The sequence below is a fragment of the Micromonospora sp. NBC_00362 genome (genome assembly GCF_026342155.1).
Classification (GTDB): Bacteria; Actinomycetota; Actinomycetes; order Mycobacteriales; family Micromonosporaceae; genus Micromonospora; species Micromonospora hortensis.
On record NZ_JAPENH010000001.1, the window covers coordinates 4,133,041 to 4,158,116 of the forward strand.

At 71.0% G+C, this 25,076-nt stretch carries 20 protein-coding genes and 1 pseudogene; 8 read left to right on the forward strand and 13 right to left on the reverse strand.

Going from position 1 to position 25,076, the window contains the following annotated elements; translation table 11 throughout:
- Positions 1-303: 303 nt before the first annotated feature.
- A complete protein-coding gene (locus OG992_RS18960; RefSeq protein WP_238684776.1) occupies positions 304-741 on the reverse strand; it encodes an ATP-binding protein in 438 nt (145 codons plus the stop codon).
- A complete protein-coding gene (locus OG992_RS18965; protein WP_091395433.1) occupies positions 738-1,094 on the reverse strand; it encodes an STAS domain-containing protein in 357 nt (118 codons plus the stop codon). Before OG992_RS18965 ends, OG992_RS18960 begins: the two co-directional genes overlap by 4 nt.
- A 140-nt stretch (positions 1,095-1,234) precedes the next feature.
- On the opposite strand from OG992_RS18965, the gene OG992_RS18970 reads away from it, so the two are divergent.
- The 3 genes from OG992_RS18970 (at position 1,235) to OG992_RS18980 (ending at position 4,707) form a co-directional block, all read left to right on the forward strand.
- A complete protein-coding gene (locus OG992_RS18970; RefSeq protein ID WP_266303929.1) occupies positions 1,235-3,655 on the forward strand; it encodes a DEAD/DEAH box helicase in 2,421 nt (806 codons plus the stop codon).
- A 99-nt stretch (positions 3,656-3,754) separates the two neighbouring features.
- Complete coding sequence (locus OG992_RS18975) at positions 3,755-3,964, forward strand: hypothetical protein (protein ID WP_030334221.1); 210 nt, start codon at positions 3,755-3,757, stop codon at positions 3,962-3,964.
- A gap of 164 nt (positions 3,965-4,128) precedes the next feature.
- Entirely contained in the window at positions 4,129-4,707 is a 579-nt protein-coding gene (locus tag OG992_RS18980; RefSeq protein ID WP_210783986.1) for a hypothetical protein, read from the forward strand.
- A 593-nt stretch (positions 4,708-5,300) separates the two neighbouring features.
- Here the strand turns inward: OG992_RS18980 and OG992_RS18985 are convergent.
- From OG992_RS18985 to OG992_RS19030, 10 genes and pseudogenes are all read right to left on the reverse strand, one after another.
- Positions 5,301-5,663, reverse strand: coding sequence for an Rv3654c family TadE-like protein (locus tag OG992_RS18985; RefSeq protein ID WP_266305231.1), 363 nt, complete (start codon positions 5,661-5,663; stop codon positions 5,301-5,303).
- A 50-nt stretch (positions 5,664-5,713) separates the two neighbouring features.
- Entirely contained in the window at positions 5,714-6,109 is a 396-nt protein-coding gene (locus OG992_RS18990) for a TadE family type IV pilus minor pilin (RefSeq protein ID WP_266305232.1), read from the reverse strand.
- A 47-nt stretch (positions 6,110-6,156) separates the two neighbouring features.
- Positions 6,157-6,324, reverse strand: coding sequence for a DUF4244 domain-containing protein (locus OG992_RS18995; protein WP_081883916.1), 168 nt, complete (start codon positions 6,322-6,324; stop codon positions 6,157-6,159).
- 22 nt (positions 6,325-6,346) lie between these two features.
- Positions 6,347-6,931, reverse strand: a complete 585-nt coding sequence (locus OG992_RS19000; protein ID WP_266303930.1) for a type II secretion system F family protein — start codon at positions 6,929-6,931, stop codon at positions 6,347-6,349.
- A gap of 197 nt (positions 6,932-7,128) precedes the next feature.
- Positions 7,129-7,722 (reverse strand): annotated as a pseudogene (locus OG992_RS19005) (hypothetical protein); the annotation flags it as partial.
- A gap of 701 nt (positions 7,723-8,423) precedes the next feature.
- On the reverse strand, positions 8,424-9,635 hold the full coding sequence (locus OG992_RS19010; RefSeq protein ID WP_266303931.1) for a TadA family conjugal transfer-associated ATPase: 1,212 nt from the start codon (positions 9,633-9,635) through the stop codon (positions 8,424-8,426).
- Positions 9,632-10,735, reverse strand: coding sequence for a septum site-determining protein Ssd (ssd, locus tag OG992_RS19015; protein ID WP_266303932.1), 1,104 nt, complete (start codon positions 10,733-10,735; stop codon positions 9,632-9,634). Before ssd ends, OG992_RS19010 begins: the two co-directional genes overlap by 4 nt.
- Before the next feature lie 220 nt (positions 10,736-10,955).
- A complete protein-coding gene (locus OG992_RS19020; RefSeq protein ID WP_266303933.1) occupies positions 10,956-11,966 on the reverse strand; it encodes a CU044_5270 family protein in 1,011 nt (336 codons plus the stop codon).
- Positions 11,966-12,520 carry an RNA polymerase sigma factor gene (locus tag OG992_RS19025; protein ID WP_266303934.1) on the reverse strand — a complete coding sequence of 185 codons (555 nt, stop codon included), beginning with the start codon at positions 12,518-12,520 and terminating at the stop codon, positions 11,966-11,968. The genes OG992_RS19020 and OG992_RS19025 overlap by 1 nt, the downstream gene beginning before the upstream one ends.
- Before the next feature lie 110 nt (positions 12,521-12,630).
- Complete coding sequence (locus tag OG992_RS19030) at positions 12,631-13,821, reverse strand: serine hydrolase (RefSeq protein ID WP_266303935.1); 1,191 nt, start codon at positions 13,819-13,821, stop codon at positions 12,631-12,633.
- Positions 13,822-14,361: 540 nt separating this feature from the next.
- Between OG992_RS19030 and OG992_RS19035 the strand changes: the two genes are divergently transcribed.
- The gene (locus OG992_RS19035; RefSeq protein WP_030486293.1) at positions 14,362-15,165 is read left to right on the forward strand and encodes an HAD family phosphatase; all 804 of its coding nucleotides are present in this window, start codon (positions 14,362-14,364) and stop codon (positions 15,163-15,165) included.
- Between the two features lie 18 nt (positions 15,166-15,183).
- Here the strand turns inward: OG992_RS19035 and OG992_RS19040 are convergent, their stop codons facing one another.
- Entirely contained in the window at positions 15,184-15,930 is a 747-nt protein-coding gene (locus OG992_RS19040; RefSeq protein ID WP_112585724.1) for an oxidoreductase, read from the reverse strand.
- Positions 15,931-16,150: 220 nt separating this feature from the next.
- On the opposite strand from OG992_RS19040, the gene acs reads away from it, so the two are divergent.
- The 4 genes from acs (at position 16,151) to OG992_RS19060 (ending at position 25,073) form a co-directional block, all read left to right on the forward strand.
- Entirely contained in the window at positions 16,151-18,115 is a 1,965-nt protein-coding gene (gene acs, locus OG992_RS19045; protein WP_266303936.1) for an acetate--CoA ligase, read from the forward strand.
- A gap of 267 nt (positions 18,116-18,382) precedes the next feature.
- Complete coding sequence (locus tag OG992_RS19050) at positions 18,383-21,178, forward strand: immune inhibitor A domain-containing protein (protein WP_266303937.1); 2,796 nt, start codon at positions 18,383-18,385, stop codon at positions 21,176-21,178.
- Positions 21,179-21,511: 333 nt separating this feature from the next.
- Positions 21,512-23,950 (forward strand): immune inhibitor A domain-containing protein, encoded by a 2,439-nt coding sequence (locus OG992_RS19055; protein ID WP_238684822.1) that lies wholly within the window; start codon positions 21,512-21,514, stop codon positions 23,948-23,950.
- 190 nt (positions 23,951-24,140) lie between these two features.
- Positions 24,141-25,073, forward strand: coding sequence for an alpha/beta fold hydrolase (locus OG992_RS19060; RefSeq protein WP_112638703.1), 933 nt, complete (start codon positions 24,141-24,143; stop codon positions 25,071-25,073).
- Positions 25,074-25,076 lie beyond the last annotated feature (3 nt).

Consider the following 25,076-nt stretch of genomic DNA (forward strand, 5'->3'; position numbering starts at 1 on the left):
GTTACCGAACATCGCGCCGGTGAGTGGAGACGCACTGACCGACGCCTGGATGCGGACTCGCAAGCGCGCGCCAACCCACCAGCGGACCAGCGATGAACACCCATACCCGCTGGCTGCGGGATAGGTCACTTGCTGACAACCCGGGTACTGTAGCCCTCCGCAGTGTTGGAGGTCACACCCAGGTGGCACCGTGTCGCGATGATCTTCGTCGCTGTGTTATGAAACGAAATCTGATATAGGGCCCCATCCATGCGAAGAAGGCCGCATCCCCAGCAGGGGACGCGGCCTACGCAGCGGAACCAATCAGCGGCCGACCGGCCACACCATCCGTACCTCGGTGCCGATGCCCTCGTCGACAGGGCGCACCTGGAGGTCCTCGACGAAACCGGCGAGCAGCGCGAAGCCGACGCCGGTGGTCAGCGCCTCATCGGTCAGCGCCTCGTTGGCCAGTTCGTCCGGCGGCAGCGCGGTCAGACCGATACCCGCCTCGATCGGCGCCCGGTCCACCACCCGCACGGCGTACGAGCCACCGTCGGACATCTCCACCAGCACCGGGTCGGCCAGGCCGTACTGCCGGTGCAGGGCCACCGCCCGCGTGCACGCCTCACCGATGGCCAGGCGCACCTCGTCCAGCAGGTCCTCACGCACCCCGGCGCGCCGGGCGACGGCGACGCCGACCAGGCGGGCGGTACGCACGTGCACCGGAGCGGGCGAGAAGGAGAGCTTGACTGTCGCCATCACGCGCCGGCGCCCGCCGAGTCGGCGCTGATCGCCGCGTCGACCGTCGGGTGCAGCGGAAACACCTGGTCCAGCGCGGTGATCCGGAAGATCTTGAGCAGCGGTTCCTTGTCGCAGACCAGCGCGAACGAACCGCTCGCCGAGCGGAGCCGCTTGAGCGCGCCGACCAGCACGCCCAGCCCGGTGGAGTCGAGGAAGTCCACCCGACCGAGGTCGACCACCACGTGACGGGCGCCACCATCGATCAGTTCGAGGAGTCGTTCACGGAGTCGGGGCGCGGTGTAGACGTCCACCTCACCACCGACCTCGAGCACCGTGTGCTCGCCCACGGTGCGGGTCGCCAGTGACAGCTCCATCGGTCCTCCTCGCCAGAGCCGTAAACTCTCGTGGGCATCTAACCACTACCGCCGGGGCGGCCTGCGGACGCCAGCGGAGGCTTCCCCTTACCCCGGTGTCCGACTTTTCATCTCCGAACACCAGTGCGAGAGTGCAGGGCGTGACCTCCAACGACTTCAGCTCCGCGCGCGGCACCCCGCGCCACGACCTGGAGTCGTCGTCCGCGGCCACCGTATCCGCTGGTCCCGGCCCCGGGCCAGCGCCGGCCGACCTGCTGCGCCGGCTACGCGCCCGGGGCGCCGCCGACCCGGTCACCCACGTCGAGCGGGTGCCGGCCCGCGCCGGTGTGCCCGCGCCGTGGCCGTCGTGGGCACCGGCGGAGTTGCGCACGGCGTTCACCGGGCGCGGCGTGGTCGCGCCCTGGCAGCACCAGGCCGAGGCGGCCAACCTGGCGTACGAGGGCCAGCACGTGGTCGTCGCCACCGGCACCGCGTCCGGCAAGTCACTGGCGTACCAGTTGCCCGCCCTCGCCACACTGCTGGCCGACCCCCGGGCCACAGTGCTCTACCTGGCGCCGACCAAGGCGCTCGCCGCGGACCAGTTGCGCGCCGTCGCCTCGCTGGAGCTGGAGGGGGTACGCCCCGCCTGCTACGACGGGGACACTCCGCGCACCGAGCGGGAGTGGATCCGCCGGCACTCCCGGTTCGTGCTGACCAACCCGGACATGCTGCACCACGGCATCCTGCCCGGGCATGCCCAGTGGTCCGGTTTCCTGCGCCGACTCGCGTACGTGGTGATCGACGAGTGCCACACCTACCGGGGCGTCTTCGGCTCGCACGTCGCGCACGTGCTGCGTCGGCTGCGTCGGCAGTGCGCCCGGTTCGGGGCCACCCCGGTGTTCGTGCTCGCCTCGGCCACCTCCGGCGACCCGGCCACCGCGGCCGGACGGCTGACCGGCCTGCCGGTGACAGCGGTCACCGAGGACGCCTCCCCCCGCGGCGGGGTGACCTTCGCACTCTGGGAACCGCCGCTGCTGCCACCCGACTCGTCGGCCACCTCCCCGGTGCCGCCGCAGGCGACCGGCGAGCACGACGAGCTTCACCAGGTCCGTCGGTCGGCGCTGCGCGAGACCGCCGACCTGCTCGCCGACACGGTCGCCGAGGGGGTACGCACCCTCGCGTTCGTCCGCTCCCGCAAGGGCGCCGAGGTGGTGGCCGCCAACGCGCGTCGAGCGCTGGACGACGCCGTGCCCGGCCTCGGCGACCGGGTGGCCGCCTACCGGGGCGGTTACCTGCGGGAGGAGCGACGCGAGTTGGAACGGGCCCTGCTGCACGGCGATCTACTCGGCCTGGCCTCCACCAACGCGCTGGAGCTGGGCGTGGACCTGGTCGGGCTCGACGCGGTGCTGATCTGCGGCTACCCGGGCACCCGGGCGTCGCTGTGGCAGCAGGCGGGCCGCGCCGGACGTTCCGGGCAGGAGGCCCTCGCGGTGCTGGTGGCACGGGACGACCCCCTGGACACCTACCTGGTGCACCACCCGGAGGCGATCTTCGGCGCGCCGGTGGAGGCGACGGTGCTCGACCCGGCCAACCCGTACGTGCTGGCACCGCAGCTGGCCTGCGCCGCGGTGGAGGCGCCGCTCACCCCGGCCGACCTGGTGCTCTTCGGCGAGGGGGCGAAGGAGGCGGTCGATCAGCTGGTCGCGGCGGGGGCGCTGCGACAGCGGCCCACCGGTTGGTACTGGCGGCACCGGGAGCGACCCGAGGTGGACCTGCGCGGCGAGGGCGGCGCCCCGGTCGCCGTGGTGGAGTCGTCGACCGGCCGGCTGCTCGGCACCGTCGACGGCGGCTCGTCGCACTTCCTGCTGCACTCCGGCGCGGTCTATCTGCACCAGGGCGTCTCGTACGTGGTCGGCCAACTCGACCTGGCCGACGGCTGCGCGCTGGTGCGCGCCGAGGAGCCGGACTGGTCCACCCACGCCCGCGACGTCACCGACCTGTCAGTGGTGTCGGTGCGCTCCTACGTGGACGCCGGCCCGGTCGGCATGTTCCTCGGCGAGGTGGACGTGACCAGCCAGGTGGTGTCGTACCAGCGGCGGCGGATCGCCACCGGCGAGGTGATCGACACCCGGCCGCTCGACCTGCCCGCCCGGGAGCTGCGCACTGTGGCGGTCTGGTTCACCCTGTCGCCGCAGTCGTTGGCCCTCGCGGGGGTCCAGCCGGCCGACGTGCCGGGCGCGCTGCACGCCGCCGAACACGCAGCGATCGGCCTGCTGCCGCTGATGGCCACCTGCGACCGGTGGGACATCGGTGGGCTCTCCACCGCCATGCACCCGGACACCGAGGCGCCGACCGTCTTCGTCTACGACGGGCATCCGGGTGGCGCCGGCTTCGCCGAGCGGGCGTACGGAACGGCGGCGGCGTGGCTGCGGGCCACCCGGGACGCGATCGCGGAGTGCGGCTGCGAGGCCGGCTGCCCGTCCTGCGTGCAGTCACCGAAATGCGGCAACGGCAACAATCCCCTCTCCAAACCGGACGCGATCCGGGTGCTCGACGTGGTGTTGACGAACCTGCCCGACTGACCGGCTTGCATGAATCGGCATGGCACGGGGCACAATGATGTGGGAGCGCTTCCATCGATGCCAATGTTGCTGATCGCCCCCCGTGCCCGAGGAGAAGCTGTGGCCGACACCATCGCCGAGACCGTCGACCTGCTCTACACCATCGACCAGGACAATCTCACCCTCGACCAGCAGATCGCGCTGGGGTCGGCACTGGCCGCCCTGGCCCAGGCGGAACGGCTGGAACAGATCAACGAGCGGCTGCGCGGCATCCACCAGGTGCTGAACACCTGGGCGCTGCGAGCCGCGACCTCCGTCGACAGTCGCTGAGGCTTCCGGAGTGATCCTGCTAGGGCACCAGTGATCACTCCGCGCTGGGTAGTCGTCCGGCGACCTCGACGGCTACCCAGCAGCAACTGATCTTGGGCAGCGGGGAGGGCGGTGCTTGTCGGGCTGTGCGAGACTCCGGCGCACCAACCCCCAGAGGAGTACTCATGCAGCTCGACAACTTGCAGGGCCAGCACCAGTTCCACATCCGCCAGCGGCTGCGCATGATGGTCAACCAGTACGAGGTCCGGGCGGTCTCCCCCGACGGCACCGAGGGTGAGCTGTTGGCGTTCGCGCAGCAGAAGCGGCTCGCCTTCAAGGAGCAGGTGACCATCTACACGGATGACTCCAAGCAGCAGCCCCTGCTCGGCTTCAAGGCCCGCCAGCGCATCGACCTCGGCGCCACCTACGACGTCACCGACGCGGCCGGCAACCCGATCGGCCTGTTCCGCAAGGACTTCGCCCAGTCGCTGCTGCGGTCCACCTGGCACGTCGAGCAGGGCGGCCTGCCGCAGGTGACGGGCCAGGAGCGAAGCATGCCGGTGGCACTGCTGCGTCGATTCGTCGACTCGCTGTCCTGGCTGCCGTACCACTTCGACTTCACCGCAAACGGCCAGCCGGTCTTCACGGTGGTCAAGAAGTGGGGCCTGCGCGACAAGTACGTCGTCGAGGTGCAGAACCCGCAGATCGACCGCCGCCTGGTCATCGCGATGGCCGTCGCCCTCGACGCGCTCCAGGCCCGCTGACACACCCGGCCCGGACCAAAGCGCCGCGGCGACCCACCACGGTCGCCGTCGCGGCCACCCAATCCTCGGCTGCCGGCCGGGACCTGGACCTCGAACAGTCCCGGCCGGCAAGCCGTCGGCCGTGATCCCCGGCAGGCCGGCAGTCGGCCGCGATCCCCGGCCGGCAGGCCGTCGGGCCGTCGGGCCGGCAGGCCGTCGCGCCGGTAGGCCGTCGGGCCGGTAGGTCGTCGGGCCGGCAGGCCGTCGGGCCGGTAGGCCGTCGGGCGGCGCTCTCGGGCGGCGCTCCGTTGGTGACTCGGAGCCCTGACGGGTCCGGTCCCCCTTTGGAGCTGATGTCGTAAACGCATCACCCTTGATGTCGTAACCGATTCAGCTCCAGAGCACCCAACCAATCCCACCAGGGCCCCTGGCACCTTCGACCAGGCGCTGGCCCGTACCTGCGCCTAGTGCCGCAACGCGAGTCAATTCCGGAACGCCACAGGCCGCGCCCTGCGCACGCCGCGCCCTGCGCACGCCGCGCCCGACCACAGGGCACGCCTGGGCTGCCCGCACCCCGCCGGAGGCGGCGCTGAGCAGTGACGCCGCCGCAGGGGTCAGCCCCGCACCGGGCCGGCGCGGGCGCTCGCCGCGGCTACCCGGGTCAGGCCGGGTAGTGGCGTGAACGCCACCTCGACCGTCACCTGCACGTCCAACCCGTCGAGGTGGCAGCCGACCAGCCGGCCATCGTTGCGACCGGCGAGGTCGGCGGCGGACGCGCAGGCCACCGCGTCGCCGTCGAGCGCTCGGGCTGCCCCGGCCAGCGCGCCTAGGTCGGCTGCTACCGCCGCCCGCTGACTCGCCATTCCGGCGGCGACGATGGCGGCGCCGAACGTCCCGAACACCACGAAGACGAGCCCCATCGCCAGCAGCAGGACCGTCGCGCCACCTCGCTGCCGGTCCGACCGGCCAGCGACGATCCCTCCGGCAGCCGGTTGTCGGCCGGAGCGGGGTGACGGATCTCTTCGCACTACCAACTCCCCTCGTGTGCGCCCGGTTCGACGGCGGCGACGGCGGTGGCGACCACTGTGATTCGTGGTAGCCGGGCGCCCAGTGTCCGGACGGGTGCCCGTACCGTCGCCTGCACCCGGTCGCCGTCGACGGACACCGACACCGCCGCCCCCGGCGGCGCCGCCCGGCCACCCTCCGCGCTGCCGTCCGCGCCCCGGGCTGCGGCGAGCGCCGCCTCCCGGGCCGCGTGCAGGCAACCCGCCTGCACGCTGACGGCGTTGACAGCGGTCAGGCCGGCCAGCAGGAGCAGAAGCAGCGCCGGCAGGCCGGCCGCCAGTTCGGCGGTGAAGGACCCCCGGTCCCCGCCAACGGTCCGCGCGAGGACGCGAGGTCCCCGCCCGCCGCGTGCCGCCAGCCCGGGGACGCTCGACCCTGAATCGCGGCCGACCCGCCGGCGCTCGATCACTTCAGTGCCCGGTCGATGACGGCGGTCAGCGCCGACTGGACGTTGCCGGAGGTCAGCACCTTCAACAGGATCCCGGCGAAGGCGACGGCGGCGAGAGTGCCCACGGCGTACTCGGCCGTGTTCATTCCGGCATCGCCGCGCAGGCGAGCGATGAGTTTGCGCATGACTGTTTCCCTTCTCGATGGGTCAGAGCACATCGCCGAGGACGGCGACGATCACCGGCACGAGTCCGGCGAGAATGAACGCCGGCAGGAAGCACAGCCCCAGCGGCAGAACGATGAGGACACCCGCCCGGCGGGCCGATGCCTCAGCAGCGGTGGCCCGGTCGGCGCGCAGGTCGTCGGCGAGCCGGGTCAGCGCACCGGCCAGGGCGGCACCACTGTTGGCCGAACGCAGCGCCGCCGCGGTCAGGCGCTCCGCGCCTGGCACGCCGTCCAGCGCGGACCATGCCTCCGCTGGGCCACCACCAAGCAGCAGCGTGCGGCCAACACGGGCCAGCCGGTCGGCGAGCGGCCCGTCCAGTGCCTCGGCGACGGCCAGCACCGAGCGATCCACCGGCGCGCCCGCCCGCATCGCCGCGGCCAGCAGGTCGGCGGCGAGCGGTAGGTCGGCGGCCTCCTGTTGCCGCCGCCTACGTACAGCGGGCGACTCGATCCGCCGCAACAGAACATCGAGCAGGAACGCGGCCGGAAGAGCGCCGAGCAGCCCGAGCCAACCCTCGACGACGATGGCTACCGCGAGCCCAGCCAACACCGCCACGAGCCGGATCACGTCCGGTCGCCGCCGCCTGGTCGAGCTGGGCTGGCTCGCCGCGCTGGTTTGGCTCGTTGAGCTGGGCCGGCCGGCTGGGCTGCGCTGGCCGGCCCAGCTGCGTTGGCTCCCCGAGCTGCGTTGGCTCCCCGAGCTGCGTTGGCCGGCGGCGCTGCGTCGGCCGGCTGAGTCGGGCTGGCCGGCTGGGCCGCGGGGCGTCATCCGGCTCGTCCCGGTGTCGCGCCCAGCCGTTCCGCCCAGAGGAGGCCCACGACCTGAAGTGCAACCGCGACAACTGCGCTAGCACCGCCGATAGGGCTGTGCAGGAGCACCGCCATGGGGTCGACGCCGATGCCGTACCCCAATCCGATCCCGCCAATCGGCAGGGCCGCCAGTAGCCAGGCCGTGGCCCGCGCACCGGCCGCCTGAGCCGCCGCAGCGGCCAGACCACGGTCGGTTGCCCGAGCGTCCGCCTCGATCCGTTCCAGGAGCTCCGCCAGCGGCGCACCGGTCCGGTCGGCCAAGCGCACCGCCGCCGAGGTCAGCTGACGTAGGCGGCTCGCCCCGTCACTCTCGACGGCCGTGACGTCGAGCGCGTGTGGGACGGGCAGGCCGGCCCGCAGGTCCGCCGCGAGGCCACAGAGCTGGTCCAGGCCACGTCGACGGTCCCGCTCGGTGCTCCGGTTCACTCGCCAACGCAAGGCGGCGCGCACGGCCAACGTGCCGTAGCCGGCCATCGCGACCGCGGCCACCGGACCGCCGACCACGGCGCCCACACCGCCACCGAGCAGGCCGACCACAGGCAGCACGCGGGTCGCCGATCGCGAGATGCGCACCGACGGAGGCGTACCCGGTTTTCTGTCAATCGGGCCGACGCGCCCGTGGGCGCGACAATCGACGATCGCGCACCCGTCGGCCGTTGCCCCGGCAGACGTGTCGCCCCGACAGCCGGCGTCCAAGTCGCCGCGCCCACCTGCGGTTGCCGGGCCGGAGACGACGTTCCGGCCGGAAGTGTCCACGCCACTGACACCGATCGTGGTCGTGGCCGCCGATGCCCCCGGCCGCTGTTCGGCGTCGAGCATGGTGGGGGCCGCTTCCGGGCGGGCGGTGCCGGTCGGGCGTCGGGGATCCCGACGGGCCGGCGGGCGCGTGGGGCCCTCCGGACGAGTGAACCCGTCTGCCGCTCCCGGCCACCTCGGGCTGCGACTGACGTCCCGGTCGGGCCAGCCGAGTGCCGTCCGTCTTCCGTCGGCGCCCGCAGTAGTCGCCGACTCGAACGCGATGCCGACCTGATGACCCTTGGTCGGGGCGACGCCAGTGCCGTCGACCGGCCCGTCCGGCGTGCGACCGAGTTCCCTGATCCACTGGACCAGGGCCTCATCCGGATCGGCACCGCCGGCCCTCCGTCCCGGTGCCAGCACGCGACGTCGACGGGCCCGGATGCTCCGCACGGGCCACGCCACCAGGGCAGCGGCGACCAGGAGCAGCGCCGCCGCCAGCATCGTCTCGCCGGTCATGCCGGACCCGCCGATCCGGGCCACGGCTCGCTGAGGATGGGCGGCACCGCCACCCCACGCTCCCGCAGCAGCGCCCCGAGGGCACGGGCGGCGAGCCCGAGCCCACTGCCGCGTACCCAGGCGGGCACCACTGTCACCAGCCGTTCGGGCCCCTCGGGCAGCAGCAGGCAGACCGACTCCAGGACGCGACCCCGGTCGCTGCGTCGCACCTGGAACAGCACCTGCAACGCGGCGGCCACCTGGGCGTGCAGCGCGGCGCGCGGCAGCCCACCCAACATGCCCAGGGCCTCCAACCGGGCCGGCACGTCCGACGGTGTGTTGGCGTGCAGGGTGCCGGCACCCCCGTCGTGGCCGGTGTTGAGCGCGGCCAGCAGGTCGACCACCTCACCGCCCCGGCACTCCCCGACCACCAGCCGGTCCGGGCGCATCCGCAACGCCTGCCGGACCAGGTCCGCCAGGCTGACGACGCCCGTTCCCTCCACATTGGCGGTACGCGCCTGGAGCCCCACCACGTGCGGATGCCCCGGACGCAGCTCGGCGGCGTCCTCCACCAGCACGATCCGTTCGGTCGCCGGCACCATCCCCAGCAGGGTGTTGAGCAGTGTCGTCTTGCCCGACCCGGTGCCCCCGGTGACCAGGTACGCCAGCCGGGCCGCCACGACTGCGGCGAGCAGTGGCGCCAGCGGTCGCGGCACGGTCCCCTGGCGCACCAACTCGTCGAGGGTGAACGGCCGGTGCCGGAAGGTCCGCAGCGACAGGTAGGGACCTTCGGTCGCCACCGGCGGCAGCACGGCGTGCAGCCGGGTGCCGTCGGGAAGCCGCGCGTCCGCGTACGGGGAGCCGTCGTCGAGCCGCCGCCCCGCGCTGGCGATCAGCCGCTGCGCCAACCGGCGGACGTCCTCCACCGAGCCCACCGGGACAGCGACCTGGTGCAGCCCCGACCCGCGGTCGACCCAGACCCGGGCACCGTTGACGAGGACGTCGGTGACCTCCGGGTCAGCGAGCAGCGGCGCCAACGGCCCGGCGCCGACGAGGTCGTCGCGCACCCGGTCAGCGATCCGCAGCATGGCGGTGTCACCGAGCACTGCGGCGGCGGGCTCGGCCCGTACCGCAGAAACGATGGCCGCCGCGGTGACCGGGGTGGTGGCGGCGGCGATCCGCTGCCGTACCCGGGCGGCGAGGGTGCCGTCCTCCGGCCCGGCGGTCATGCCGCACCCGCAGCCGGCACGCCGGTGAGGTCGGTGACGATCCGTTGGCAGAGCGCGGCCAGTGGGCCCTTGCCCCCGGCGGCCGGCGCCTCGCCGCGTTCCAGCCCACGGCAGAGCCCCGGCTCGGGGCGCAGCGTGCCGGCCAACGGGAGGCCCAGCGCGCGTGCCACCTCGGACGCCCGCAACCGCCCGGGCGCAGGCCCGCGCACCACCACCGAGAGCGCAGCGCAGTGCGGGGCGGCCGCGGCCACCACCCGAGTGGCCGCAGCGGTGGCGCGCAACTCGGCCGGCACGACGACGAACGCCTGGTCGGCGGCTTGCAGCGCCACCACTGCCGCATCGTCCAACTGCCGGGGCAGGTCGATCACCACGAAGTCCCGCCCACGCCGGGCCGCGTCGACAGTCGCTGCCATCGCCGTCGCCGGCAACGTCAGCATTTCGCCGCGGTCCCAGGAGAGCACCACGAGGTCACCCCGGCTGGGCAGGGCCTGCACCAGCGCCGGGGCGTCCACCCGCCCGTCGGCGCTGGTGAGCGACGGCCAGCGCAGGCCTTCCAACTGCTCCCAGCCCAGCACGAGGTCGAGGCCACCACCGAGCGGGTCGGCGTCGACCAGGAGGGTGCGCAGCCGGGCCCGCGCGGCGGTCACCGCAAGACCACCGGCGAGCACACTCGCGCCCGCACCGCCCCGACCCCCGAGGACCGCGACGACCCGGGCGCCGACGCCGGCCGGACGATCCGGATCATGCTCGGCGAACCGATCCACCAGCCATGGCTCCGCGGCGGGCAGCGTGGCGACGTGCTCGGCCCCGATCAGCTCGGCGATCTGCCAGCCGGGGTCGAGCTGACCGGCCCGACCGAGCAGCACCAGCCGGGGCCGCTGCGGCAACCGGGCGCGCAGGCACGCCTGCGCCTGGTCGGCGCCGAGCAACACCAGGGGCGCGGGAAGCCACCGGGTACGGGCAGCCGCTGGGTCGCGGGCCAACTCCACCTCGGTGCCGCCGACGGCGGCGAGCCGGAGCACGTCATCGAGCAGATCGTCGTCGCCGGTGACGACCAGCGGAAGCCGGCGGATCGGCGGAACCGTGGTACGGGGTGGCATCGCGGCCTCCAGCGGTCGGGCTCGGGTATGCCGCCGACAGTGCTCGGAATCCGCCCCGCAGGCCGCCCGGATGTCGTCGCCTGTGGACAACCTGGTGGGCTGTGGAAAACGCCCGCCGAGACAGCTGATCTGCTACGGGCACGGGCAAATCCGCAGCTGGCGCCGCGGAGCCAAAAACAGCGGGGCCGCTCCCGAAAGGAGCGGCCCCGCGAGTCGGTGGTCAGCCGGGCTGATTTGTCCAGGTCGCATCGAGGATCACCTTGTACGAGCTGATCCGCACTGGCGACAGCGTCAACAGCTCAGCGGCGAGCAATTCACCCGTCCTCGGATCGAAGACCAGAAGAGATTGCTGGTCGTGTTCGCGGTCATCGAAGGTGACGGCGACGCCTTTGCGGCCGGCACGGTCCGTGACCTGCCCCCGCCAGCGGAAGCCGGGCACGTCGGCGAGAACCCGCAGGACCGCAGCTCGGGTCGCACGCGGCACGACGTACCGCGCGTAGAGCGTGCCGACCCACTTGCTCGCCGCCCCCGCGCCGTACTCGACCTTCAGCCGCTCCCGCAGCTCGGACGGGTCGGCCGACGGCGGCTTGAGCTCCTCGGGCGGCAGCGGAATGACGTCCGGCGCGGGGGTGCCGGTGGCTGCTGGTCGCCCGATGCTCTCGCGCTGCCAGTAGTCCCGAGACTCCTGGTCGGGGTACTGCGGCTCCAGTTGGGTCCTGATCTGGTTACCGGTCCCGTCGAGGGCCTGCCAGATCTTCGTCTCGCTGGCAAAGGCCACGTGGTGGCGACCGTCGGCAGACGTCTCCACTGGTTCGCCCCACACCTTGGTGTGGTGATACATGTAGCGCCCGCTCTGGCTGTCGTACGCCGCGTCTTTGATCTTGTTGGCCAGCATGCGTAGCTGCGGGCCGGCGGCCGGCGGATCCGCGTCGAACTGGTACGCGACCGGCACCAGCACCAACCCCGCTGCCGCCGGCGGCTCGGCCGGAGTGTCCGGTGCCCCCTCGCCGAACGGCTCGAGCACCGCCACGGCACCGACCGCGACCGCCAACGTCCCGGCCGCCAGGACCAACCGCCGGGTCGGGCGTACGCGACGACGCTCGCCGACCGTTTCGGTAGCGCTGGCGCGTTCGATCAGCTCGCGCGCCGAGACCAGCGGTGACCCGACGGCGGCGTTCCGGGCCGGGTCGGCCGGGCCTAGAAGAGTACGGGTGCGCTCTGCTCCGAACATCACAGATCCTCTCGAATTGTCACCAACACCGGTCGACGCCGGGTCGGCGCGGGCCGGTCCGACATTGCTTCGGCAAGACGACGGCGAGCGCGATGCAGGCGCACTGCGGCGGTCGCCCCGGCGCAGCCGAGAACCTTTGCCGCCTCGGAGACCGTCAGCTCCTCCCAGCCGACCAACCGGAGGATTTCCTGGTCGAGGTCGTTGAGGGTGGCCAGAGCGGCCCGGACGTCGGCGACCCCGACTGTCGTGTCGGCACCCGACGATCCGGCCAGTCGCTCGAGGCCGACATCGGTGATCGAGAGGAGGTCCGGGGCGGCACGCCGCGACCGCCACTGGTTCGCCAGCAGGCGCCGGGCCACCCCGTACAGCCAGGGCAGGCTGCGGTCCGGCACCTCGGCGCGGCGACGCCAGGCGACGACGAAGACCTCCTGGGCAAGCTCCGCCGAGGCATCCCGGTCAGCAAGCCGGCGCAGGCCGTACCGGACTATGTGCTCGTACTCGGCGGCGTAGAGGCTGGTGAACCAGCCCTCGTCCCGCTTCTTCGGTGGACCCACCCGAACCCCCATTGCCTCGGCGACTCTCACAGTGGCTTGTGTCGCTGAGGGACCCGGGATTACCGCGCGGCCGAGGGCGGGTGCTGCCCACCGGGAAACGAACGCTGCGGTCAGTCGTCGATTGCCTGGTACACGGTGGTCCAGAAGTCGTGCCACAACGGCAGCCGCTGGTCGCCCGCGTGCGCCCGCTGCATGAAGACGATCGTGGTGAGGTCCTCGGCGGGATCGTTGTACCAGGCGGTGCCGTAGAAGCCGGGCCATCCGTAGCTGCGGACGGAGGGCCCGAGGTGTGTACGCCGGGTCCGGACCGACATTCCAAAACCCCAACCGATGGCGTCGAAGTACCCGGGCCAGAACCCGGAGATGGCCTTCTGGGTCGGAGTCAGGTGGTCGCTCGTCATCAGCGTCACCGCAGGCCGCGACAGCACCCGCTCGCCGCGGTGGGCGCCGCCGGCGAGCAGAGCCGACGCGAAGGCGAGGTAGTCCTGGGCGGTCGACACGAGCCCACCGCCACCGGACTCGAACAGCCGCGGTCGACTGAACCGCCCGTCGGGGGCGTCCTCGACAACCGGCTCGCCGGTCGCGGCGTTGTCCTGCTCGTACGCCGTCGCGAACCGGCCGATGCTCTCGCTACCCACGCTGAAGGCGGTGTCGGCCATTCCCAGCGGCTTGCACACCCGCTCACGCACGGCATCGCCGAAGGACATGCCGGTCGCTCGGGAGATGAGAACACCTGTCACGTTGGCGGCGGTGTCGTACATCCAGCGCTCACCTGGCTGGTGCACGAGCGGGAGGTCACCGAGCTGGCGGATCCACTCGTCCGGCGACGGATATTCGAGTGCGTTCAGCGCGTCGGCGATCGGGACCGTTCCCGGCTCGGCGGGGACCATGCCGGTACCAAGGGTGCCGTCCAGGACGTCCCGCAGCGTTATCGGGCGTTCCGCCGGGACGGTGTCGTCCAGTGGGCTCTGGGGATCGGCGAGCACTGTCATGTTGGCCAACTCCGGGAGGAGATCGTCGACCGGGTCGTCGAGGCGGAGGGTGCAGTCCTCGACGAGGGTCATCGCACACGCGGCGACGATCGGCTTCGACATCGAGCCCAGGCGACAGATCGTGTCGATCGCCATCGGGGTCTGCGACCCGCGGCCCTCGAACGCGAGATGACCCGTCGCCTCGATGTGCACCTCGCCGTGGCGGGCGAGGACGACCACCATGCCCGGGACGAAGCCGGACTCGACGTGGTGCTCAAGCAACCCTTGCAGCCGAGCCAGCCGTTTCGACGAGAAGCCGCCAGCAGCCACGAGTTACCTCCTCAGCTCGTCCCGATTGGCAAATTACACGGCAGGCGGCGGTCGCACCGTCCGCGACGAGCTGGGGAGGGGACCCACCCGAGCGGTCCCGCACATCGCCAGACCGCTTCAACAACCGAGGGTGCCGCACGTTGCGGAGGTGTGTCGCGCACCGAGCCGTGGGGCCACACCGACTGCCGGGCGGCTCGCGCTTCTGCGGTGGAGCGTTTCCAGCAGAAAGGGACGACCCCCGTCGGGGGGAGACGGGGGTCGTCGGAGGTTCGGCTCCGGGGGGGTCGAGCCGAACCACTCAGCGGTCACGGGGGGTGCAACCGCTGAGGGTCTGCCTGTTTCGAGGATGTGAAAGCTCGTCGTACGGACAAGTCTGCCTGAGCGCGCCCGTCACGTCGAGTGGCGCTGCCTCCACTCACTGCGAAAATCTCCTCGCAGAGTGTGAGCGTGATCACGCGGAGCGGAGAGCCCGCAGGTCTGAGGGGTGGCATGACCCCGGGCACCCGCCGACGATAGACCATCCGGCTAGACTTTCGCGCCGTGGGCCGAAGTGCCGCTTTCTTCGATCTGGACAAGACCGTCATCGCCAAGTCGAGCGCCCTGGCGTTCGGTCGTCCGTTCTACCGGGATGGGCTGATCACCCGGCGTGACGTGGTCAAGTCGGCGTACGCGCAGCTGATGTTCCGGCTGGGCGGCACCGACGAGCAGACCATGGCCCGAACACGGGACTACCTGGCTGCGCTCTGCAAGGGCTGGCAGGTGGAGCAGGTCCGCCAGATCGTCGCGGAGACGCTGCACGAGCTGATCAACCCCTACGTGTACGCCGAAGCCGCCGCCCTGATCGAGGAGCACCAGGCGGCTGGGCGGGACGTGGTGCTGGTGTCGGCGTCCGGCGAGGAGATGGTCCGGCCGATCGGCGAGCTGCTCGGGGTGACCGACGTGATCGCCACTCGGATGACGGTGCGGGACGGCCGGTACAGCGGCGAGGTCGAGTTCTACGCGGCCGGTCCGAGCAAGGTCGAGGCCGTCAGCGAGTTGGCCGCCGCCCGGGACTACGACCTGGCTGATTCGTACGCCTACTCCGACTCGTACAGCGATCGTCCGTTGCTGGAGTGCGTGGGCCACCCGAGTGTGGTCAACCCGGACCGGCAGCTACGCAAGCTGGCCTCGGAGAACGCGTGGCCGGTGCTGGAGTTCCGGCACCCGATTCCGCTGGGCCGGCGGCTGCGGGAACGTCCTGCGGTCCCGGTGGCCGCGGCGGCCCTGGGGGTCGGGGTGGGCGTGGCGATCGGCATCGCCTGGTACGGCCGGCACCGTCGTACCCGAGCCGCCACCACTGCCTGATCCCACCCAACCGACCGCTCAGGCGGCGGCGAGGATCTCGTCTCCGATGGCGGTGAGCTGGTCGGTGCCGACCTCGACGGCGGCCATGTAGTGGCGTAGCCAGGAGCGCAGCCCGTCCGGGGTACCGGTGGCGAAGGCGCCGGCCGCGCCGACGTACTCGGGTTCCCGCTCGCGGTGCCCCACGTCGACGGGGAGCAGGCCACGCGGGTCGAGGCCACTGGCGAGCAGCACCAGCCGGGCGGCCCCACGGGCGACCACGCCGGACGGCCCGGCGAACGGGCGCAGGTTCAGCAACTCCCCGTGTACGACAGCGGCGAGCACCAGCGGGGAGACCTTCGTGCCGCCGGCGACGAGGCCGGCCAGCCCGTCCAGCCGGGTGGCGACCACCGGGTCGGCGACCGGGCGGCCCAGCTCGGCCTCCGACACCAGGTCCCGGGCGGCGAGCACGTGCAGTTTCGCGAGGGCCTGGCGGGGCGCCTTCGGCCACAGCTCACTCAGGCCCGGCAGCGCTCCGGCGACCCGCAGCGCCCCCTGGAGCACCGGGTCGGTGACGGTGCCGGCCCGGACCGCCTCACGCTCGTGCCCGGCTCCCTCGAGGGCCGCGCTGGCCACCGCGGAGCGGAGGCTGACCTCGGCGGCTACCTGTCCACCGTGCCGGCGCAGCGCCCGGTGCCCGAGCGCCTGGTCGAACCGCGCGCGGGCCTGCTCGACGGCGGCGGTGATGTCGGCGAGCGCGAGCAGCGGGGCGAGCGGGTCGGTGGTCACCCCGCCACGCTAACGACCCGGCCTGGCGTGGCGGGCCGCACCCGCCGGCAACGCGACCCGGACCACCCGACCCGGGGGGCGAACCGGCGGGGACGGGCCGTCGGGCGCGCGGCGGGGGCCACTCGGCGCGAGGCGGTGGGCAGCCGTGGCCGGTCGCGGGCCCCGCGACTACCCTCGTGCCATCGAGACCCAGGTCACCCCGAGGATGAGGAGTCACGGCATGAGCGAGGCATTGGCCAATCTGCTGAACGAGACGCGCCAGTTCCCCCCGCCGGCCGAACTCGCCGCGCACGCCAACGTCACCATCGACGCGTACGCCGAGGCGGAGGCCGACCGGCTGGCCTTCTGGGCGAAGCAGGCCGATCGGCTGGCCTGGTCGAAGAAGTGGGATGAGGTGCTCGACTGGTCGAACCCGCCGTTCGCGAAGTGGTTCGTGGGTGGGCAGCTCAACGTCGCGTACAACTGCCTGGACCGCCACGTCGAGGCGGGCCGGGGCGACAAGGTGGCGATCCACTGGGAGGGCGAGCCGGGCGACACCCGCACCATCACGTACGCGGACCTGCACGAGCTGACCTGCCGGGCGGCGAACGCGCTCACCGACCTGGGGGTGACCGCCGGCGACCGGGTGGCGATCTACCTGCCGATGATCCCGGAGGCTGCGGTGGCCATGCTGGCCTGCGCCCGGATCGGCGCCGCGCACAGTGTGGTCTTCGGTGGCTTCTCGGCCGACTCGTTGAGCAACCGGATCCAGGACGCCAGCGCCAAGGTGGTGATCACCGCGGATGGCGGTTACCGGCGGGGCAAGCCGTCGGCGTTGAAGCCCACTGTGGACGAGGCGGTGGCGAACTCCCCGTCGGTGGAGCACGTGCTCGTGGTTCGCCGTACCGGCGAGGACGTGGCGTGGTCCGACAAGGACCACTGGTGGCACGAGACGGTGGAGACCGCGTCGGCCGAGCACACCGCGCAGCCGTTCGACGCCGAGCACCCGCTGTTCATCCTCTACACCAGTGGCACCACGGCCCGCCCGAAGGGCATCCTGCACACCACCGGCGGCTACCTCACCCAGGCGTCGTACACGACGCACGCGGTGTTCGACCTGAAGCCGGAGACTGACGTCTACTGGTGCACGGCCGACATCGGCTGGGTCACCGGGCACTCCTACATCGTGTACGGCCCGCTCTCCAACGGCGCCACCCAGGTGATGTACGAGGGCACCCCGGACACGCCGCACAAGGGCCGGTTCTGGGAGATCATCGACAAGTACCGGGTGAGCATCCTCTACACCGCTCCCACCCTGATCCGGACGATGATGAAGTGGGGCGACGACATCCCGGCGGACTTCGACCTGTCGTCGCTGCGCCTGCTGGGCAGCGTCGGCGAGCCGATCAACCCGGAGGCCTGGATGTGGTACCGGCAGCACATCGGCCGGGGCGAGCTGCCGGTGGTGGACACCTGGTGGCAGACCGAGACGGGCGCGATCATGATCTCGCCGTTGCCGGGGGTGACGGCGGCCAAGCCGGGTTCGGCGATGGCGCCGCTGCCGGGCATCGTGGCCGACGTGGTGGACGACCAGGGCCAGTCGGTGCCGAACGGTGGTGGCGGCTACCTGGTGCTGCGCGAGCCGTGGCCGTCGATGCTGCGCACCATCTGGGGTGACGACGACCGGTTCATCGACACGTACTGGTCGCGTTTCCCGGGCATGTACTTCGCCGGCGACGGTGCGAAGAAGGACGACGACGGGCACATCTGGCTGCTCGGCCGGGTGGACGACGTGATGCTGGTGTCCGGGCACAACATCTCGACGACCGAGGTGGAGTCGGCGTTGGTGTCGCACCCGTCGGTGGCCGAGGCGGCTGTCGTCGGCGCGACCGACCCGACCACCGGTCAGGCGATCGTCGCGTTCGCCATTCCACGGGGCAGCACTGACATCGCCGGTGCGGCGGGCGAGCAGCTCATCGCCGACCTGCGCAACCACGTGTCGAAGACGCTCGGCCCGATCGCCAAGCCGCGGCAGATCATGCTGGTGCCGGAGCTGCCGAAGACCCGCTCCGGAAAGATCATGCGCCGGTTGCTGCGGGACGTGGCGGAGAACCGGTCGCTGGGCGACGTGACCACGTTGCAGGACTCCTCGGTGATGGACCTGATCTCCTCGGGGATGAGCGGTACGAAGTCCGACGAGGACTGACGGTAGGCGTACTCATCGGAGGGTGGTGGTCCGTGCGGACCGCCACCCTCCGTCATGTCTTACGGGTACGGTTCGTGCCGCCTCGCCACTGTCACATCGGTCGGTCGGGGGAGTCGGGAGAAGCTGAACGGGCACAGGCATAGATCACCTCTGTCCTTTCGGCCGGTTGTGCTTTAGGTTCACGCAGGTTGGAAGAGTTCGACACACATCGCTTCGATGGTCGGCCACGCCAACGTCCTCCTCCCCATGCCCGAGAAACGGAGCGGCATGAACCACAAACCGCAGTCCAGGGCGCGCCGACGACTACTCGTCGCGCTGCCCGCCATCGCCCTCGCGGCCACGTCACTGACCGTGAGCGGTAGCGCGGCGGCCCAGTCGCCGTCCGGCACCCCTCTGGCGGTGATCGGGGCCGACGAGCACTACATCAACTACGCCGAGCCCGAGGTGCAGCCGGACACCACCGGCCGTGAGGTGAAGGGCAAGGGTGGCATCTACACCCCTGCCGCGGAGTCCGCCCGCGCGTTCGACCAGAAGCACGCCCGGGGCAACCCGGTGACCGCACGGCAGTTGGCCAAGGACGAGGCCAAGTCGCTGAAGACGGGCCAGAACCCCCGCAAGTTCAAGAAGGCCCCGACCACCCAGACGGCGAAGCTGCTGACGCTGCTGGTGGAGTTCAACGACAAGGCCAACGACGACTTCACCGGCGTGATGGTCCCCAAGACGGTGTTCGAGGACCGCACCTGCGTCCCCGGCACGGTCCAGAACGGCCCGAAGCACAACAAGATCCCGGACCCGGCGCGCCTGCCCCACGAGGACAACAACTCGATGTGGGTGCCGGACTTCTCGCCGCAGCACTACAACAAGATGCTCTACAGCAAGAAGGGCATCACCGAGCGGGTCCGTACGGACCTGAAGGGCCCGGACGGCAAGAAGGGCATCGACCTGTCCGGTCGCACCATGCACAACATGTACCTGGAGATGTCCAAGAACGCGTACACGGTGGACGGGCAGGCCAGCCCGTGGATCACCGTGCCGCACTCGGAGGGCTGGTACGCGGCCAACCGCTGCTTCCAGGACGAGACCGGCGCGTGGGTTCCCGGCCGTGAGCAGTCGATGAACGGCCACCCGGACAACCCGGCCGGCGCGGGCCGCCTGGCGACCGACGCGATCGACGCGCTCGTCGCGAAGGACCCGACCTTCCCGTGGGCCGACTACGACATCGAGGACCAGGCCGACCGCGACGGTGACGGCAACGTCTTCGAGCCGGACGGCGTGATCGACCACCTCGTGCTGGTGCACGCCGGTCAGGGCAAGTCCCGCGGTGGCGGCGCCGAGGGCGTGTACGCCGTGTGGGCGCACTCCTCCACGGTTGCCGGTGGTTACACCATCCCGGGCACCAACCTGAAGGCGTCGAACTACATCGTGCAGCCGGAGGACGCCGGCGTCGGCGTCTTCGCCCACGAGTTCGGCCACGACCTGGGTCTGCCGGACCTCTACGACACGTCCGGCAACGCCGACTCCGACGTGGACTTCTGGGACCTGATGGCCTCGGGCTCGCACTCAGGTGAGATCTTCCAGGCGTTGCCGACGCACATGGGCATCTGGGACAAGTGGGTGCTCGGTTGGGCCGACCCGCTGACCATCCGCCCCGGGTCGAACCCGCGCGAGGTGAAGCTCGGCCAGACGTCGCGCACCCCGATCGACTCCGAGGACGGCATCAAGGTCGACCTGCCGGACAAGGTGACGACGCTGGCGACCCCGCACAGCGGCACGAAGATGTGGCACAGCAACAACGACCAGGAGTGGGCCGACGTCAAGCTGAGCCGCTCGGTCGACGTGCCGGCGGCTGCCGACTCGAAGTTCTGGATGTGGAACAACTACATCATCGAGGAGGACTGGGACTACGGCTTCGTGGAGCTTTCCACCGACGGCGGTACGACCTGGACCGAGCAGAAGGTGTACGACGAGGGCGGCACGGTGGTCACCACGCCGGACGGCTACCCGGACCCGAACGGCCGCATGAACGACTTCGGCGGCAAGAAGTACGGCCTGACCGGCAGCACCGACGGCTGGCGGCACGACTACGTCGACCTGTCGGCGTACGCCGGCACGACGGTCCAGGTGCGGCTGCGCCTGGCCACCGACGAGGCGTTCGAGGAGCGCAACTGGTTCGTCGACGACTTCTCGGTCACCGGCGGCGGCGCCACCACCTGGAGTGACGACGTCGAGGGCGGCGACAACGGCTGGACGGCCACCGGCGGCACCTTCGTCGACACCACCGGTGGCGGCTGGAAGGTCTCCAGCGGCACCGAGGTGCACGCCCAGTACTACCTGGCGGAGTGGCGCAACTTCGACGGCTTCGACAAGGGCCTGAAGTACGCCTACGACACCATCTACTCGCACGAGGCGTGGAAAGTCGACCGGATCTCCTACAACGCCCCGGGCATGCTGGTCTGGTACCGGGACACCGCGCTCGGCGACGTCAACCACGTCACCGGGCAGATGACCTCGCTGCCCAGCTACGGCGCGAAGGGCGGGTTGCTCATCGTCGACTCGCACTTCGACCCGTTGCGGCGCACCGGTGAGGCGGCCGTGAAGGACCCGTCGGTGACGGACAACCTGCCGAGCCGCCCGCAGTCCTCGAACGCGGCCTTCACGTTGAACCGGACGTACCCGTTCACGGAGTGCCTGGAGGCGGCGGACGAGCCGTACAGCGCGTACTGCACGAAGTTCAAGGGACTGCCGCCGGTGAAGTCGTTCACCGACGCCAAGGGCTGGTACCCGGGCATCGAGATGCGCGATGGTGCTGCCTACGCCCGGGACAACGACGCGTCGGTGGTCCTGCCGTCGCGTGACAACGCGCCGTACACCACCCGGGTCACCAACCCGGACGGTAGCCCGGCGCCGGATTTCTACGGCGTGACCCTGGGCGGTGGCGCGATCGTGCTGGGCACCGGAAACCCCGGCGACCAGGGCGTGAACTACGGCGTCTCGCTGACGATCAAGAAGGCTGCCGGGGACAACTCGTCGGCCATGATCTACGTGACCCCGGCCAAGAAGTAACGGTTTCACGGATCGCGAACTGACGGTGGGGCCGGTGGCGGAGACGCTGCCGGCCCCACTGTCGTATGTGCGCAAAGCTTGATCGAAAAATGTCGTTGTATACGTTCGCGTCCGGGGCCGCGCTGGTCAGCGGGGCTGATGAACCGGCGGGGTGTGACGGTGAAAAGCATTCCCAACAAAATCTTGCAACAAATCGACGCGTTCGTCTTCCCACCCGTCCCGCCAGTAACTATGTTCACCAATGGTCCCACTAGTGGGATCGATCTCCCACCGGCCTGTACCCCCGTTGGGCCGGTTCCCTCACACCGGAGGTACCACGTGCGCAAAGTCGCAGTGGGTCTGCTCGGGCTCTCACTGACGGCGACAGGCCTGGCTTTCGGCCCGTCCGCCTCGGCGGCGCCTCAGCCCAAACTGCCGGCAGCAGCACCGGCCGCTGCCGAACCGCAGTCACTGCAGGATGAGCTCCCCGACAAGCTCGAGGAGAAGCGCCGCGCGCTGCGTCAGCAGGGTCTCAGCGACGTGCTGACCGGTCGCAGCAAGCCGATCGAGCGCAACGGAAGCACTGTTGTCAAGGTCGGCGAGGTCGGCAAGGCGGGCGGAACGGGCGCCAACGCCCGCGCGCGCGCCGGCGCCGCCGCGCAGACCAGGGATCAGTACGTCGAGCTCAAGCGTGAGCGGACCGACAAGATCTTCGTGATCCTGGCCGAGTTCGGTGACGAGCGGCACCCGTCCTACCCGGACAAGGACATGAACCCGGACGTCGCCGGACCGGCGACGTTCGAGGGACCGCTGCACAACAAGATCCCCGAGCCCAACCGGGCCGTGGACAACTCCACCATCTGGCAACCGGACTTCAGCCCGGAGCACTTCCGCCAGCTCTACTTCGGCACCAACCCGGGCGACGAGTCGCTCAAGCAGTACTACGAGGCCCAGTCCTCGGGTCGCTACACCGTCGAGGGTGAGGTGACCGACTGGGTCAAGGTCAAGTACAACGAGGCCCGCTACGGTCGCTCCGACGACCCGAAGGCCGACGACGACCCGACCGGCGACCCCGCCGTCTGCGCCGACAACGTCTGCCCGAACACCTGGAACCTGATCGCCGACGCCGCCACCCAGTGGGTCGCCGACCAGAAGGCCAAGGGCCGGACGGACGCGCAGATCACCGCCGAGATGAAGTCCTTCGACCAGTGGGACCGCTTCGACTACGACGGTGACGGCGACTTCAACGAGTCGGACGGCTACATCGACCACTTCCAGATCGTCCACTCCGGCGGCGACCAGGCCGACGGTGACCCGCAGCAGGGTGAGGACGCGATCTGGAGCCACCGTTGGTCGGCGTTCAACAGCTCGCCCGTCGGCCCGCCGAACTTCCCGATCGGCGGCACCCAGATCGGCAACACCGGCGTCTGGATCCGCGACTACACGATCCAGCCGGAAAACGGCGGCCGCAGCGTCTTCTACCACGAGTACGGCCACGACCTGGGCCTGCCGGACGACTACGGCCCGGCGGACAACAGCAACGAGCACTGGACCCTGATGGCCCAGAGCCGGCTCGGCGCCAAGAACGACGCCGGCATCGGCGACCGTGGCGGCGACCTCGGGGCATGGAACAAGTTCCAGCTCGGCTGGCTCGACTACGAGGTTGTCGTGGCGGGGCAGAAGCGCACGATGGAGCTCGGCCCGCAGGAGTACAACTCGAAGAAGGCACAGGCCGTCGTGGTCGTGCTGCCGAAGCGGGAGTACACCTTCAACTACGGCGCGCCGTTCGAGGGCTCGAAGCAGTACTTCTCCGGCAACAAGGACAACCTCGACGGCACCATGACGAGGACGTTCGACCTCACCGGTAAGTCCGCGGCGGCGCTGTCGCTCAAGGGCAAGTACAGCATCGAGGAGACCTACGACTACCTCTACTTCGAGGCGTCGACCGACGGTGGTCAGACCTGGACCGACCTGGACGGCACCGTCAACGGCCAGCCGATCGGCGTCGACGGCGCCGGCCGCCCCGCCCTCGATGGCAGCAGCAACGGCGCCTGGGCGGACATCAACATTCCGCTGAACACGCTGGCCGGCAAGGTGGCGCAGGTCCGCCTGCACTACGTCACCGACGGTGGCGTGTCCGAGGGCGGTTTCTTCGGCGACGCGATCACCGTGACCGCCGACGGCCAGACCGTGCTCAGCGACGGTGCCGAGACCGACGCGGGTTGGGCGCTCGAGGATTGGGAGGTCGTCGGTGCCACGTACACCGACGAGTTCGACAACTTCTACATCGCCGGCAACCGCTCGTACGTCTCGTACGACAAGTACCTGAAGACCGGCCCGTACTTCTTCGGCTACGCGAACACCCGCCCGGACTGGGTGGACCACTACGCGTACCAGGAGGGCCTGCTCATCTCGTACTGGAACACCCGCTGGGACGACAACAACACCGCCCCGGCATCCCCGACCAACCCGGGTGGTCACCCCGGTGAGGGTCGCAACCTGTACATCGACGCGCACCCGCGCCCGATCTACAACCTGACCGGCGCTCCGTGGCGGGCCCGCGTCCAGATGTACGACGCACCGTTCAGCCTGAACAAGGCCGACTCGTTCACCCTGCACCTCAACAGCCAGCCGCAGTACATCCGTGGCCAGGCTGCCGAGCCGCTGTTCGACGACACCAAGAAGTACTTCTACGAGGAGCTGCCGAACCACGGCGTCAAGCTCCCCGCGGCCGGTGTCAAGATCAAGGTTCTGGAGCAGGACGGCACCTCGATGAAGATCCGGGTCAGCTGACCACTGATCCCGCACCAACCAGCGACGCCCCGGGCAGGTCATCTGCCCGGGGCGTCGCCCTTTGTCCGGCCCTTGTGCCGCTGGTTCCGCCCGCCGGACCCCGGTCCCGCTCCGGGACTACCCGGGGCTTTCCCCTGTTCAACGCGACCACCAGGGTCGCCCGCGGCAACCGGGTCCTAGGCTGTCTGCCATGACCGACCAGCGCGGCGGGGCCGTCGACGAGTCCTGTGTCCTCACCGAGGGGCCGTGGACGCACCGTTTCGTCGGCGCCAACGGCAGCCGGTTCCACGTGGTCGAGGGCGGCACCGGGCCGATGGTGCTCTTCCTGCACGGCTTCCCGGAGCACTGGTGGGCCTGGCACCAGATGTTGCCGGCGATCGCCGACGCCGGCTTCCGGGCGGTCGCCGTCGACCTACGCGGCTACGGGGCCAGCGACAAACCACCCCGGGGGTACGACGGCTACACCCTCGCCGCCGACATCGCCGGGCTGATCCGCGCGCTCGGTGAACGATCCGCGACGATCGTCGGCAGCGGCCTCGGCGGCATGGTGGCCTGGACGGTGGCGTCGTTCCACCCGTCCCTGGTCCGCCGGCTCGTGGTGCTGGGGGCGCCGCACCCACTGCGACTGCGCGCCGCCATCTTCGCCGACCCACGCGGGCAGTTCACCGCCTCCACACCGGCGTTGAAGTTCCAGCTACCCCGCTACGAGCACGTCCTGACCCGCGACGGCGCTGCGGCAGTCGGCGAGATCATGCGCCGCTGGGGCGGCCCACAGTGGGTGGCCGGGCCGGACTTCGAGGCGTACGCCGAGCGGTGCCGGGAGGCGATGTGCATACCGCAGGCCGCGTTCTGCGCGCTGGAGGGTTACCGCTGGGCGTTCCGTTCGCTGCTGCGACTGCACGGCTACCGGTTCGTCCGCCTGATGCAGAAGCCACTGTCCACCCCGACCCTGCAACTGCACGGTGCCCTGGATACCGCCTCCCTGCCGCGCACCGCGCTGGGTTCCGGCCGGTACGTCGTCGCCCCGTACGAGTGGCGGCTGCTCGACGGGGTGGGGCACTTCCCGCACCTGGAGGCACCGGAGCTGGTGCTCGGCGAGATCCTGCGGTGGGCGAAGACCTGACCG